The organism is Streptomyces chryseus (genome assembly GCF_014650755.1).
In the GTDB taxonomy this organism is placed as follows: Bacteria; Actinomycetota; Actinomycetes; order Streptomycetales; family Streptomycetaceae; genus Streptomyces; species Streptomyces chryseus.
Window position 1 is genome coordinate 266,145 of sequence record NZ_BMVO01000001.1, and the last position, 13,830, is coordinate 279,974.

Consider the following 13,830-nt stretch of genomic DNA (forward strand, 5'->3'; position numbering starts at 1 on the left):
CCGAAAGTGGTATTGCCGGGCGGGTGGGCAGAGTTGTGTGCGGCGCAGCTGGTAAGGGGTGCGGGGGCGTCGTCCGCCCTGCCGTGGTGCGGCTCCCGGGCCGGCGCCCCGGTCGCCGCGGGAGGTGGACGGCGGCCGGGGCGGTGGTGGGGTGCGGGCTAGTTGCCCCGTACCGCGAGGGCTCGGCGCAGGTCGTCGAGCTGGTCGGTCAGTTTGCGGTGCAGGGCCGGGGTCGTCGCGGTATCGCGCAGGAAGTCCTCGCCGAGGCGCAGGGACTCCTTGTCGACGGCGAACTGGGGGAAGGCGTAGCGGCCCGCGGCTTCGGCGATGGCGGGGCCGCGGCGGTCGGCGACGGCCTTGGCGTCGCGGTAGTAGCGGGGGATGTAGTCGCGTACGAGAGCGGCCTGTTCGGGCTGCCAGAAGCCCTGGGCGGTGGCGCTGAAGAGGTAGTTGGACAGACTGTCGTCCTCGAACATGCCGGCCCAGGCGGCGGCCTTCGCCTCGGGCGTGGGGAGGGCGGCCCGGCAGCGGGCGGCGCCTTCCTGGCCGGTGGCGCTGGGGTCGCGGGCGAGTTCGGCGGCGATGGCGGTTTCGTCGGTGGCGCCGAGTACGGCGAGGCGGCGCAGGATGCGCCAGCGCAGTTCCGGGTCGAGTTCGGGGCCGCCGGGGACGCCGCCGATGTGGAACCAGTCCTGGATGCCGTCGGGCTGGGTCGCGGCGTCGATGAAGTGGCGTACGGCGGTCAGGCGCAGGCCGGTGCCGTTGCCGTCCTCGGTGCGGCGGATGAGGTCGCGGCAGATGTTCCTGAGGGTGGCGAGGGCGGCGGGGCGTTCGGCGGCGGGGAGGTAGCGGTCGGCGATCTGGCCGTGGGCGAAGGCGAGGACGCCCTGGACGATCGCGAGGTCGGTCTCCTCGGGGAGGTGGGCGAGGGCGGTCTCCAGGTACGCGGCGGGCGCCAGTTCGCCGTCGCGGACCATGTCGCGCAGCGTGTTCCACAGGACCGCGCGGGTGAGGGCGTCGGGGACGGCGGAGAGGTTGCGCAGCGCCGTCTGTTCGGACTGCTCGTCGAGGCGGATCTTGGCGTAGGTGAGGTCGCCGTCGTTGAGGACGACGAGCGCGGGGCGGCGGCCGGGGCGTGTGGTCACGGACTCGCCCTGGGGCACGTCGACCTCGAACCGCTCGCGCAGGACCAGGCTCGCGCCGTCGAGGGGGTCGCGGTCGTACGCGCCGACGGCGAGGCGGTGTGGGCGGCTGCCGTGCCGGGCGACGTTGACGTGCCATCTGCCCGCCGCCTCGGTGACGGCGGGGGTGAGGGTGTCGACGCCGGTGGTGCGCAGCCATCGCGCGGCCCAGGCGTGGACGTCGCGGTCGGTGGCGGAGGCGAGGTTGTCGATGAAGTCGGCGAGGGTGGCGTTGGCGAACCTGTGGCGGGCGAAGTGGGTGTTGATGCCGGCCAGGAAGTCCTTCTCGCCGAGCCAGGCGACGAGCTGGCGCAGGGCGGACGCGCCCTTGGCGTAGGAGATGCCGTCGAAGTTGAGCAGGGCGGACGCGGTGTCGGGGACGGCGTCGGGATCGGGGGCGACGGGGTGGGTGGAGGGGCGCTGGTCGGCGTCGTATCCCCAGCCCTTGCGGGTGACGGCGAAGTCGGTCCAGGTCTCGGTGAAGCGGGTGGCTTCGGTGAGGGTCTGGTAGCCCATGTACTCGGCGAAGGACTCGTTGAGCCAGATGTCGTCCCACCACTGGAGGGTGACGAGGTCGCCGAACCACATGTGGGCCATCTCGTGGGCGATGACCATGGCGCGGGTCTGGCGTTCGGTGTCGGTGACGGCGGAGCGGTAGACGAACTCGTCGCGGAAGGTGACGAGGCCGGGGTTCTCCATGGCACCGGCGTTGAACTCGGGGACGAACGCCTGGTCGTAGGAGTCGAAGGGGTAGGGCTCCTCGAACTTCTCGTGGTAGCGGTCGTAGCAGGCGCGGGTGATGTCGAGGATCTCGTCGGCGTCGGCGTTCAGGTACGGCGCGAGGGAGCGGCGGCAGTGGATGCCGAAGGGCAGGCCGGCGTGTTCGGTGCGTACGGAGTGCCAGGGGCCGGCGGCGACGGCGACGAGGTAGGTGGAGATGCGGGGGGTGGGGGCCAGGGTCCAGCGGCCGGCGCCCTGGTGCTCGGCGACGCCGTTGCCGAGGACGGTCCAGCCGTCGGGGGCGGTGACGGTGACGTCGAAGACCGCTTTGAGGTCGGGCTGGTCGAAGGCGGCGAAGACCCGCTGGTCGTCTTCGAGGAAGAGCTGGGTGTAGACGTACGTCTCGCCGTCGGTGGGGTCGGTGAAGCGGTGCATGCCTTCGCCGGTGCGGGAGTAGCGCATGGCGGCTTCGAGGCGCAGTTCGTGTGCGCCCGTGGTGAGGCCGGTGAGGGGCAGGCGGTTGTCGACGAGTGTCTCGGGGTCGAGCGGCTGTCCGTCGAGGGTGACGGCGCGCAGGGCGGCGGGCTTGAGCTCGACGAAGGTGTTCCCGGCCGTGCGGGCGGTGAAGTGGATGACGGTGCGGGAGTCGAAGGTGTCTTCGCCACGGGTGAGATCGAGGTCGATCGTGTACCGGTGGACTTCGAGGAGCTGGGCTCGGGTCTGCGCTTCGTCGCGCGTCAGTACGGACATGGGGACATGCTGCCCGATGGGGTGCGGGTGGCACAGCCGGTCACCGTGCGCCGGGGGCCCTGCCGGGCTCCGGCTTTCGTCGTACGGCCGGGCGGCCGCCCGGGGCGGGCGGGGCGGCTGCCGGGGCCTGCGGGGCCCGCCCGCTAGGACTTCGCGATCGTCTCGTGGTGGCGGATGACCTCCGCGATGATGAAGTTGAGCAGCTTCTCGGCGAAGGCCGGGTCGAGTTTGGCGCTCTCCGCCAGTTCGCGCAGCCGGATGATCTGGCGGGCCTCGCGGGCCGGGTCGGCGGGGGGCAGCTGGTGGCGCGCCTTGAGGTAGCCGACCTGCTGGGTGCATTTGAAGCGCTCGGCGAGCATGTGGACGACGGCGGCGTCGATGTTGTCGATGCTGTCGCGCAGCCGGCTCAGTTCGGCGATGACGGACTCGTCGATCTCGCCGGATTCGCTGGAGGTCATGGTCAGCGAGCTTACGTCGGCCCGGTGGCGATGGTCGGCGGGTGTTTGGGATCTGGGATCCGGTGGCTCCAGCCGCCGTGGACGGCCCGGCCCTGCTGCTCCCGGAAGCGGACCGGGGCCAGGCCGACGCGGCGGGTGAAGAGGCGGGAGAAGTAGGCGGGGTCGTCGTAGCCGACGCGGCGGGCGACGGCGGCGACGGGCAGTTCGGTGGCGACGAGCAGTTCCTTGGCGCGGCCGAGGCGGATGCCGAGGAGGTAGTCCTTGGGGCTGCATCCGGCGCCCCGGCGTACGGCGGCGCGCAGCGCGGCGGGGGTCATGCCGTGGCGGGAGGCGTGTTCGGCGACGGACAGGGGCTGGAAGGCGTCGCGGGCGAGGGCCTGCAGGACGGGGTCTCCGTCGGCTCCCATGTCGGCGCGGGCGCGGCGCAGGGCGACGAGGAGTTCGTGGACGGCGGCGGCGGTCTCGACTTCGAGGAGCGGGTTTCCCCGGCGGGCGGCGCGGGCGATGCGGCCGACGGCGGCGCGGGCGGCGGCGGTGTCGGTGAGGGGGACGACGGGGCGGTCGGGTTCGATGTAGCCGAGTTCGGTGTACGTGGCGGTGGCGGGGCCGGTGAAGTCGACGAAGCTCTCGTCCCAGCCGGTGGCCGGGTCGGGCCCGTAATGGTGTGGTGTGCCGGGTATGAGCCAGATCAGCGCGGGGGCGGTGACGGTGACGCGCCGCCCTTCGGGGCCGCGGTACCAGCCGCGGCCGGCGCTGACGACGACGGCGACGTGGTGGTCGAGGGTGCGGGGGCCGACGGTGGGCAGCGCGCCGTGCTGGAGGCCGACTCCGAGGCAGACCAGGCCGAGTTTGTAGTGGGTGGGGCTCGGGGTGAAATAGCGCATCCAGGTGTGGTACATCCGCTTTGTCCTCCCCGCTGGTGGATGTGGCGCCGCGTCGCAGGTCCGGCGGCGCGCTGTCCGGGTGCCGGTGGCGCGCGCGTGGCGTGCCGTTGGGTCCAACCAGCGCTGATCTTTGTCCATGGACCGCTCCGCCGCCAGAGGGTGAGGCTGGGGCGCTGATGGTGGAGCGAGAGGCGGGGACCGTGGCTGACTTCACGGTGGGTGAGTCGGACTTCGAGCTGGACGGGCGGCCGGTGCGGCTGCTGTCGGGGGCGATGCACTACTTCCGGGTGCACGAGGGGCAGTGGGGGCACCGGCTGGCGATGCTGCGTGCCATGGGGCTGAACTGTGTGGAGACGTACGTCCCGTGGAACCTGCACGAGCCGGAGCCCGGGCGGCTGCGTGACGCGGGCGCGCTGGGCCGGTTCCTGGACGCCGCCCGGGAGGCGGGGCTGTGGGCGATCGTGCGCCCCGGGCCGTACATCTGTGCCGAGTGGGAGAACGGGGGGCTTCCGCACTGGCTGACGGGGGCGCTCGGCACGCGCGTGCGCACGCGCGATGCCGCGTACCTGGGGCAGGTGGAGCGCTGGTTCGGACAGTTGCTGCCACAGGTGGTGGCCCGGCAGATCGACCGGGGCGGGCCGGTGGTCATGGTGCAGGTCGAGAACGAGTACGGCAGTTACGGCTCGGACCAGGTGTACCTGCGGCACCTGGCGGAGTTCCTGCGCGCGTGCGGGGTGACCGTGCCGCTGTTCACGTCCGACGGCCCTGAGGACCACATGCTGACGGGCGGCTCGGTGCCGGGTGTGCTGGCGACGGCGAACTTCGGGTCGGGGGCGCGCGAGGGCTTCGAGGTGCTGCGGCGGCACCAGCCGTCGGGTCCGCTGATGTGCATGGAGTTCTGGTGCGGCTGGTTCGGCCACTGGGGCGCCGGGCCCGTCGTACGGGATCCGGCCGACGCGGCGGCGGCGCTGGGCGAGATCCTCGGCAGCGGTGCGTCGGTGAACATCTACATGGCGCACGGGGGCACCAACTTCGCGGGCTGGTCGGGGGCGAACCGTTCGGGGCCGCTGCACGACGGGGAGCTGCAGCCGACCGTGACGTCGTACGACTACGACGCGCCCGTCGACGAGTACGGCCGCCCGACGGAGAAGTTCTGGCTCTTCCGGGACGTGCTGGCACAGCACCAGAACGACGGGGCTCCCCTGCCGGACCTCCCGGCGGCGCCCGCGGGGCTGCGTGGGCCGGTGCGGGCGGAGCTCACGGGGTGGGCGCCGCTCGGCGACGTGCTGGAGGTGCTCGGCGGACCGGAGACGGAGGCGGCGACGCCGCCGACGTTCGAGGAGCTGGGGGTGGACCGGGGGCTCGTCCGCTACCGGGTGGACGTGCCGGGGCCGCGTCAGCCGTATCCGCTGGGCGTGCGGGGACTGCGGGACCGGGCCGTGGTGTACGTCGACGGGGTGCGCGCGGGGGTCCTCGCCGGCGGGGCGGGCGACTACGCGGCGCTGGGGGCGCCGGTGGCCGGGCCCGCCTCGGTGGAGCTGTGGGTGGAGTCGCTGGGGCGGGTCAACTACGGGCCCCGGGTGGGCGAGGCGAAGGGCATCACGGGGGGCGTGCTGCACGAGCGGCAGTACCTGCACGGGGTACGGGCGCGCGGGCTGTCGCTGGACGCGTTCGACGACGCGGAGGCGGTCGGGAAGGTCGCGTACCGTTCCCCCGAAGCGGGCGCGTCGGGGCTGTTCCGGGGAACGTTCGCGGTGCGGGGCGCGGGCGACGCTTCGCTGCGGCTGCCCGGCTGGGAACGTGGCTTCGCGTGGGTGAACGGCTTCTGCGTCGGCCGGTACTGGGCGGTCGGCCCCCAGGAGTCCCTGTACGTTCCCGGGACCGTTCTGCGGGAGGGCGCGAACGAGGTGTGGGTGCTGGAGCTGGAGCGCGCCGGTGCGGGCGCTCCGGAACTCCGCTGACCGGGGGCGGACGTCCGGGAGGGCCGGTCCGGGTAAGGACCGGCCCTCCTTGCGCCCTGCCCCTTACACCTCGCGCACCTCGAAGGTGTCGAGGACGAACTCCGCCGTCCCGTCGCCGCCGGTCTTGCGCAGCCCGACCCAGGTCTCGCCGTCGTCCGGCGCGGTGAACTCGTAGCTCAGCGCCGTCGGTGCGGTGGCGACGGGCAGCGCCCTGCGGTCGAGTTCCCGGGCCGCCGGTTCGTCGACACCGGTGACCCACGCGTACTGCCCGGCCTTCTCGTTCTCGTAGCGGAAGGAGACCCGGTAGCGCCTGCCCGCCCGGAAGCGGACGGTGTGCTGCACGGTCCGGTAGACCAGGCCCTCGTTCTCACCGCGCGACTTGAGCGATTCGCTGCCGTCGACGACGTCGTCGATCACCTTGCCGTTCCAGCCGCGCTGTGTGTACGGGGCGCGCCGCTGCGCGATGTGGGTGCGCGGGTCGGTGGAGCCGCCCGCGTCGCCCTTGACGAAAACGCCCCACCCCTGCGGCACGTTCTCGAAGTCCTCGAAGGCGACCGTTCCCGGCTTCGTGACGTGCTGCGCGGGAACGACGCGTACGTTGTCGAAGCGCACCCGTGCGTCGCCCGGACCGGTCCGCAGGGCGAGGTCCACGCCGCCCCCGCCGTCCGGCACGGTGAAGTACGTGAACACGCGCTGGAAGCGGGAGTCGTGCTTGCGGTCGGCGGCGACGAGGTTGACGGCCGTGGAGGAGTCGGTCCAGTTCTCCGCCGTGGTCCCGTCGGCGGTCCGTACGGTGAGCGCCGCCCGCCGCCGCTCCCCCGCCGTCTCCCCGACCTCGACCTGCACGGACGCGGCGTACGTTCCGGGGGCGAGGCGCGCGAGGCGCTGTGCGACGGAGGCGGCGCCGCCCGCACCGATGACCAGTTCGTAGTCGCCGATCGCGCTCAGCTCGACGGAGGCCGGCCCGCTGACCGTCCACCCCGCCAGGGAGCCCGAGTTGAACCCCGGGTCGTGCAGCGGTGTGCCCTGCCCCCACCGCGGGTCGGCGGTCGCGGCGACGCGGGTGCGGTGGACGACGTACGGCTGCTTCGCCTCGGCGTCGATGACGACCCTGCCGGAGCGCACGGGCACCCCGCGGACGTACTCGCGGCCCTGGTCGGTGAGCCGGTGGAGGAAGACCTTCGACACGCCCGCCCAGCCGCGCGGGAGCTGCCAGGTGCTGCTGCCGCCCGCCGGGTTGTAGTGGTAGAGCCGGTGGGGGTCGGTGGCCTCGCGCGGCTCCCAGGGCAGCAGGTAGCGCCCCGCGTCGTACACGGTCCGTCCGTCCGTGGTGATGCGGCGTGTGCCGTCGGCGTCGCTCACGGACGTCCTGGTGGGGCCGAAGAAGGTGATCTCGTGCGCGCCCCAGGCCTTGATCGGGTAGGCCTGGAGGTACTTGGCGGGCAGGCTGTCGGTCCAGATCTGCTGGTAGAAGGTGTTCCAGTCGGTCTTGTTGACCCAGCCCTCGAAGTTCCCGGTGCGCGGGATGCCGAGGAGCGTCGGCCACTTGTCGGCGAAGACGTCCTTCTGGTGGTTGCGGATGAAGCGGATCAGCCGGGAGTTGATGCCGCGCGAGGTGTCACCGCCGTAGTCGGTCTCGGTGGCCCAGTGCGACCACAGGGCCGAGCGTTCCAGGCCGTGGCCCCATTCGGTGGTGACCTGCCAGCCCTGCTGGCGCAAGGCGCGCTGCAACCGGTCCGAGGTCCAGCCGGACTCGCGGAAGACGTCGATGTAGAGCATGTTCAGGGCGGGGTCGGTCTCGTCCCGCAGGTCCTGGAAGCGCTTGATGATGTCGCCGGACACGAGATCGCGCCGCTGGTCGATGCGGTAGCTCCGGTCGAGCCAGTCCCACTGTTCGTTCGTCTTGTCGACGAGCGTCTCGGAGAACGCGTTCGCGACGGGGTACGACTCCGTGGCGTTCACGTGAACGCCGAAGTCGCTTCCCCACCGGCGTCCTTCGCGCACGAGTGTGTTGAGGTCGCCGAGGCCGCCGGCGCGCTTGTTGTGGTTGCCCGCGTAGTCGGGGTGGGCGGAGTCGTGGCCCTCCGACTGGTAGCCCTTGAGGAGCGTGTACTGGCGCAGGCCGTCCGTCGCGAGACAGACGCGTTTGACGTTGTCGAGCGTCGTGAGGAACGGGTTGGTGGCCTGGCTGGCGAAGTTGAAGGGGATGTGCGGGACGACACGCAGGTGCTGCTCGTCCGCGCCGAGCGGGTCGACCATGATGTCGCGGAAGGCGATCGCCGCGTCCTGCCAGTCGACGACGCCGTCCGCGTTGCGGTCCCCGGTGATGACGACGGTGGCGTACGGGAGCGGTTCGGTGGCGTTCACGGGAGCGGTCGCGGCGCGGTGCGTCCACTGTCCGCAGGAGAGCTGCGCCTTGACGTACCCCTCCTTCCTGACGGTCTGCCGCCACAGACGCCCGTTCTCCCAGGTGGTGCCGGCCGCGCTGTCGGGTTTGTCGTACGACGTGTTGGTCTCCACGGCGCCGCCGAGCCGGTCGTGGGCGACGACGGCGTACGCGCAGCCGAGCGGGGCGGCGTCGGGGACGGTGTCCGGTGCGAGTGCGACGAGGGTGTCGCCGCTCTTGGCCTGGTCGAGCTGGACGCGGGCGGCGAGCAGCGTGGCGCCGGGCTGGTCGCTGCGGACGGACAGGAAGGCGAGTGAGGGGATCTGCAGGGTGCCGACGCGCAGGGCCTCGGTGTCGGCGATCCGCGTGACGCGCCAGTGGACCTTCCGGCCGGTGACCCGGATCTCCACGTGGATCTCGGTTCCGCCGTCGAAGGACAGCACGTACGCCGCCAGGTCCCGGCCCGCGCGGGCGCTCACTTCGGGGGTGCGGGCGGTTCCGTCGATCAGCACGGAGGTGACGGGGTCTTCCTGCCCGTGCAGCACGGCGCCCGTCGCACGGTCGGTGTACGACACGATCCTCGGGAAGCGTGCGTCGACGCGCACCTCCAGTTCGGCGGAGCGCAGCACCGTCTGCCGCCCGGCGGCCGGGGCGACGGAGGCTGGACCCGCGAAGGCCGGGCCGGCGCCCGTCAGCGCGGTGGCGGCGGTGACCGCGGTGGCGGCCACCACGGTCCTGCGGCTCGGTCCGGGGTGTTGTGCGTGCACGCTCGCTCTCCTGTCGCTCGTCGGCATGGTGTGCACGCCAAGATGTGCCGGGAGGGGCGAGTGCGCCTATGGACAAAGATGGGGCGGGTGTTGGACTAACGCGTCCAGCACCCGCCCGGTCCACGCCGGCTCAGAGGTCTTTCAGAGTCCGTCCAGGGGTCGCTCGGAGCCGGCTCCGTGTTCGTTCAGGGGTGGTTCCCCGGCACGGTCAGAGACCCGCGGCAGCCGACTTGATGGTGGCGGCGAAGGTCGACACCTCGGTGTACACACCGGGGTAGTTGGGGCGCGCGCAGCCGTTGCCCCAGCTGACTATGCCGACCTGTATCCAGGCGTTGGCGTTGTCCCGGCGGAACATCGGGCCGCCCGAGTCGCCCTGGCAGGTGTCGACACCGCCCTCGGTGAAGCCGGCGCAGATCTCCTCGCCCGCAACCAGCTCCGGGTACGAACGCTTGCAGCTCGCGTCGGAGACGAAGGGGACCTGGGCCTTGCGGAGGTAGCGCTGCTGGCCGCCGCCCTCGGTGGCCGCGCCCCAGCCGGCGACGGTGAAGGTGCCGCTGTTGTACGCCGTCGTGTCGGCGATCTTCAGGGTGGGCAGGTCGATCGGCCTGGCGAGCTTGATCAGCGCCCAGTCCTTGCCCGTGCCGTTGTAGCCGGGGGCCTGGAGGACCTTCGTGGACCTGACCTTGATGGCGCTGGAGCTCTGCAGGTCGACGACGCCGGCGGTGGCGGTGATGCTGGTGTTGTTGCCGGAGCCGTTCACGCAGTGGGCGGCGGTCAGCACGATGTCCTTGGCGTAGAGCGAGCCGCCGCAGCCCATCGAGAGCCGGACCATGAACGGGAACTCGCCCTGGACGGCGCGGGTTCCGCCGACGACGGGGGGCGTCGCCGCGGAGGCCGCGGACGCACCGGCGGGCTGGATGCTGACCGCGGCGAGGATCACTGCGCCTGCGGCGGCACATCTCTTGAAGGCACGCAGAAGGTTCTTCAACGAATCGCCTCTCGTGGGAAACCGTGGGGGGTGGCTGTGCACGCGCACGACGGGACAGCGCCCACACCACCGAAAAGATGGCATGAGCCCGTCAAGGCGTTGCTGGATTATGAGGAGCGGTACGCCCGGCGGACAAGGGAGCCATTCAGGCCACACCCCGCGCACCCGCCGCACCGCCCCGCACCCGCTCCGCATCCGCCGCGTCGAGCCCGGCGAATCCGCCTACAGTGGAGACCTGTTCACCGTCGTGCCGAGACGTGTGGGGGTGAGTACGGACGTGACCATCGGGAGCGAGGTCGTGCACGGCTATCCGCACCTGGCGACCGTGCGGTCCGCCCTCGCCGCGCTGCACAGACGACTCTCGTACGACGGCGTGCACTCCTACGCCCCGAGCGTCCTCCCCGCCGACGTGGCCTTCTCGGACCAGGACGACCTGCACCTCGGCACCCAGCGCGTGGCCCGCGCCCTCGTCCACCACCTGCACCTGCCGGACGCCCGGATGATCGTGAGCTTCCGCGCGATGGAGCACGCGGCGAGCGTGGAGCTGGCGGCGGGGCCGGAGTACTTCATCGAGCTCAACGCGCGCTTCAGGACCCACCGCAACGACATCGGGGCCGCTCTCGCGCACGAGATCACCCATGTGCTGCTGCACCGGCTCGGTCTCGCGTTCGAGGGCACCCGTGACAACGAGATCCTCACCGACACCGTGACGACGTACCTGGGAGCGGGCTGGCTGCTGCTCGACGCGTACCGCGAGGACGGCACGTCCAGCCAGAAGCTCGGCTATCTCACCCCGGAGGAGTTCGGGTACGTCCTGGCGAAGCGGGCGACCGCCTTCGGCGAGGACCCCGCGCCCTGGTTCACCAGCCCGCAGGCCTACACGGCGTACACGAAGGGACGCGCGCGGGCCCTGCACGACGAACGGCAGCCGCCGCTGACCTCGGCGGGCTGGGCGGGGCGCCGGCGGTACGCGAAGGAACGGCGGAACGCACAGGAGAACGGCAGCCGTGCGGACCGCGGTTCGTCGTCGTACGCCTTCGAGGGAGGCGGCCGCGACACCCTGCGCGTGTCGTTCCCGTGCCCCACCTGCGAACAGCGGATACGCGTTCCCGTGAGCGGTCGCGTACGGGCGCGCTGCGCGCTGTGCCGCACGGTTCTCGAATGCGACACGTGAACGCGCACGCGTAGGGTCGCACCATGACGAACGACGCTGCGGCGGCCCCGCAGACCCTGTTCGAAGCGCTGTACGACGACAGCGACGACACCGTCGTACGGCTGCTGCGCTCCGGCGTGCCCGCCGAGTCCACCGACGACGAGGGCGCGACCGCGCTCTACCGGGCGGCCCTGCAGAACCGCCCCGGCATGGTGCGACTGCTGCTCGCGGCGGGCGCCGACCCCGACCGGGCGAGCGGCCCCGGGGGGACGGACCTGCCCCTGTGCGGCGCGGCGGTCGGCGGGCACACGGAGGTGGTGGAGGCCCTGCTGGCGGCGGGGGCGACACCCGACCTCCGTGAGGAACTGGACTTCACGGCGCTGGCGTGGGCCGTACGGCAGGGCCACGCCGACACCGCCGAGGCGCTTTTGGAGTACGGCGCCGATCCGGACCTCCCCGCTCCGGGGACGGAGCCGCCCCTGGTGCTCGCCGCGCGGCGCGGGTCCACGGAGACCGTGCGGGCCCTGCTGCGGCACGGCGCCTCGGCCGTACGGGAGGCATTGGACGAGGCGCGGCGCCGGCTCGGGGTCGACGTGGAGGAGGCGCTGCGGGCGGAGCTGTTGGCGACGTTCGCGGACGGCTCCGGGGAGCCGGGCGCGGCGCCGCCCGAGACCGTCACGAGCCGCATCGTGGAAGACGGCGGGGAGACCGTCGTCGTCGAACTGCTGCGGGACGGCCGTTCCACGGCGGGCGTCGAGCAGCAGACCGGGCACGCGGCGATCGCCACGCTCCTGGAGGAGAGGCTGGGCATCCGCACGCCCTTCGAGGAGCTCGCCGGCCGGGCTCTGAGCGGCGGTGACCCCGGCCGGGACGAGTGGATGGAGGCCGTGGCGGCGCTGTGGCGGCGCGGTGACGAGGAGACGTTCCAGGCGGCGGCCGCGTGGTGTGCGAGCGGCGACCCGCTGCGGCAGGCGTTCGCGGCCGATGTGCTGGCGCAGCTCGGCTTCGAGCAGGGGGGCAAGCCGTTCGCGGCGCGCGCCCTGCCGCTGCTGCGGGAGCTGGCGCGCGAGGCGGGGGACTCCGAGTCCGAGCTGGCCCAGGCGGCCGTGCTGGCGTTGGGGCACCACGGCGACCCCGCGGCCCTGCCCGAGATCCTGCGCCACGCGGGCCACCCGGACGCCGATGTACGTCACCGGGTGGCCCTCTCGCTCATCGGGCTCGTCCCCGCCGACCACCGGGAGGGCGCGGCGGCGCTGATCGCGCTCAGCCGGGACCCGGACGACGAGGTGCGCGACTGGGCGACGCTGGCACTGGCCGGTTCCGACGCCGACACGCCCGAGATCCGCGAGGCGCTCACGGACCGCCTGGAGGACCACGACCCCGACACGGCGGCGGAGGCGGCCGGCGGTCTCGCGGCGCGTGGGGACGCCCGGGCGGTCGAGGCGCTGGCCCGGCTGCTGCGGGAGGAGGACCCGGAGGGTTACGCGTACGCGACGGCGCGCGAAGCGCTGGAGCACGTGAAGGACGCTCCGACCAGGCGTCTGCTGGAACGCACACCGCCGCGCTGCCCGTGAGGGCGCCTCCTCCCCCGCTCGGGGCCGGTCTCGCGCCCGTACGCGACCCGGTGCGGGCCGCCCCGCCGCGCCGGCCCGGGAGCCCTACCGTGCCCCGTACACCCCGCCGGGAGGCTCGGACTTCGCCAGCAGCCTCGACGCCGTCTCCCCCGCCTCCGACGGGGTCCAGCGGGCGCCCTTGTCCGCCGTGGGGCCGGGGCGCCAGCCCTCCATGACGGTGATGCGCCCCGCCTCCGCCTCGAAGACCCGTCCCGTCACCCCCGCCGACGCCGCCGAGCCCAGCCACACCACCAGCGGCGAGACGTTGTCCGGCGCCATCGCGTCGAACGCGCCGGCCGCTCCCGGCGGCGCCATCGTCTCGGCGAAGGTCCGCTCCGTCATGCGGGTACGGGCCACCGGTGCGACCGCGTTGACCTGGACGCCGTACCCGCGCAGCTCCTCGGCCGCGACCAGGGTGAGCCCGACGATCCCCGCCTTCGCGGCCGCGTAGTTGGCCTGTCCCACGCTCCCCAGCAGCCCCGCCCCCGAGCTGGTGTTGACGACGCGGGCCGCCGTCTCCCGCCCCGCCTTCGCCTCGGCCCGCCAGTACCGGGCGGCGTGCCGCAGCGGCAGGAAGTGCCCCTTCAGGTGGACGCGCACGACCGCGTCCCAGTCGTCCTCGTCGAGGTTGACGAGCATCCGGTCGCGCAGGAAGCCGGCGTTGTTGACGAGGGTGTCGAGCCGCCCGAACGTCTCGACGGCCGTGGCGACCAGCGACGCCGCTCCCCGCGCCGACGCGATGTCGCCGAAGTGGGCCACCGCCTCTCCCCCCGCCGCCGCGATCTCCTCGACGACGCGCTGCGCGGGCCCCGCCGACGTTCCCGCGCCGTCCGGGCCGCCCCCGAGGTCGTTGACGACGACCTTCGCGCCCTCCGCCGCGAAGGCCAGGGCGTGGGCCCTGCCGAGCCCCCTCCCCGCGCCCGTCACGACGACGACCCGTCCGTCGCAGATTCCGCTGTCCGTCGTCAT

General features: G+C 73.0%; 9 protein-coding genes. 3 read left to right on the top strand and 6 right to left on the bottom strand.

All coding sequences use genetic code 11. The features are described 5' to 3' along the window. Positions 1 to 158: 158 nt before the first annotated feature. The 3 genes from pepN to IE185_RS01310 all read right to left on the bottom strand — a co-directional run bounded on the left by pepN (position 159) and on the right by IE185_RS01310 (position 4,008). Positions 159 to 2,651, bottom strand: coding sequence for an aminopeptidase N (gene pepN / locus IE185_RS01300; protein WP_189714439.1), 2,493 nt, complete (start codon positions 2,649 to 2,651; stop codon positions 159 to 161). A 143-nt stretch (positions 2,652 to 2,794) separates the two neighbouring features. Beyond that, positions 2,795 to 3,109 carry a chorismate mutase gene (locus tag IE185_RS01305; RefSeq protein ID WP_189714441.1) on the bottom strand — a complete coding sequence of 105 codons (315 nt, stop codon included), beginning with the start codon at positions 3,107 to 3,109 and terminating at the stop codon, positions 2,795 to 2,797. Between the two features lie 11 nt (positions 3,110 to 3,120). Beyond that, positions 3,121 to 4,008: a helix-turn-helix domain-containing protein gene (locus tag IE185_RS01310; RefSeq protein ID WP_189714443.1), complete on the bottom strand. Its 888-nt coding sequence runs from the start codon at positions 4,006 to 4,008 to the stop codon at positions 3,121 to 3,123. Positions 4,009 to 4,193: 185 nt separating this feature from the next. Here IE185_RS01310 and IE185_RS01315 point away from each other — a divergent pair, with 185 nt between their 5' ends. Then, complete coding sequence (locus IE185_RS01315) at positions 4,194 to 5,954, top strand: glycoside hydrolase family 35 protein (RefSeq protein ID WP_189714445.1); 1,761 nt, start codon at positions 4,194 to 4,196, stop codon at positions 5,952 to 5,954. Positions 5,955 to 6,017: 63 nt separating this feature from the next. On the opposite strand, the gene IE185_RS01320 is transcribed toward IE185_RS01315, so the two are convergent. Further along, positions 6,018 to 9,134, bottom strand: coding sequence for an endo-alpha-N-acetylgalactosaminidase family protein (locus IE185_RS01320; protein ID WP_138897451.1), 3,117 nt, complete (start codon positions 9,132 to 9,134; stop codon positions 6,018 to 6,020). Between the two features lie 181 nt (positions 9,135 to 9,315). After that, complete coding sequence (locus tag IE185_RS01325; protein WP_138897452.1) at positions 9,316 to 10,095, bottom strand: S1 family peptidase; 780 nt, start codon at positions 10,093 to 10,095, stop codon at positions 9,316 to 9,318. A 277-nt stretch (positions 10,096 to 10,372) separates the two neighbouring features. Between IE185_RS01325 and IE185_RS01330 the strand changes: the two genes are divergently transcribed. Both IE185_RS01330 and IE185_RS01335 read left to right on the top strand, forming a co-directional pair. Next, positions 10,373 to 11,269, top strand: coding sequence for a hypothetical protein (locus tag IE185_RS01330; RefSeq protein ID WP_138897453.1), 897 nt, complete (start codon positions 10,373 to 10,375; stop codon positions 11,267 to 11,269). A 23-nt stretch (positions 11,270 to 11,292) separates the two neighbouring features. Beyond that, complete coding sequence (locus IE185_RS01335; protein ID WP_138897454.1) at positions 11,293 to 12,822, top strand: ankyrin repeat domain-containing protein; 1,530 nt, start codon at positions 11,293 to 11,295, stop codon at positions 12,820 to 12,822. Positions 12,823 to 12,906: 84 nt separating this feature from the next. Here IE185_RS01335 and IE185_RS01340 read toward each other — a convergent pair whose 3' ends face one another. After that, on the bottom strand, positions 12,907 to 13,830 hold the full coding sequence (locus IE185_RS01340; protein ID WP_189714448.1) for an SDR family oxidoreductase: 924 nt from the start codon (positions 13,828 to 13,830) through the stop codon (positions 12,907 to 12,909).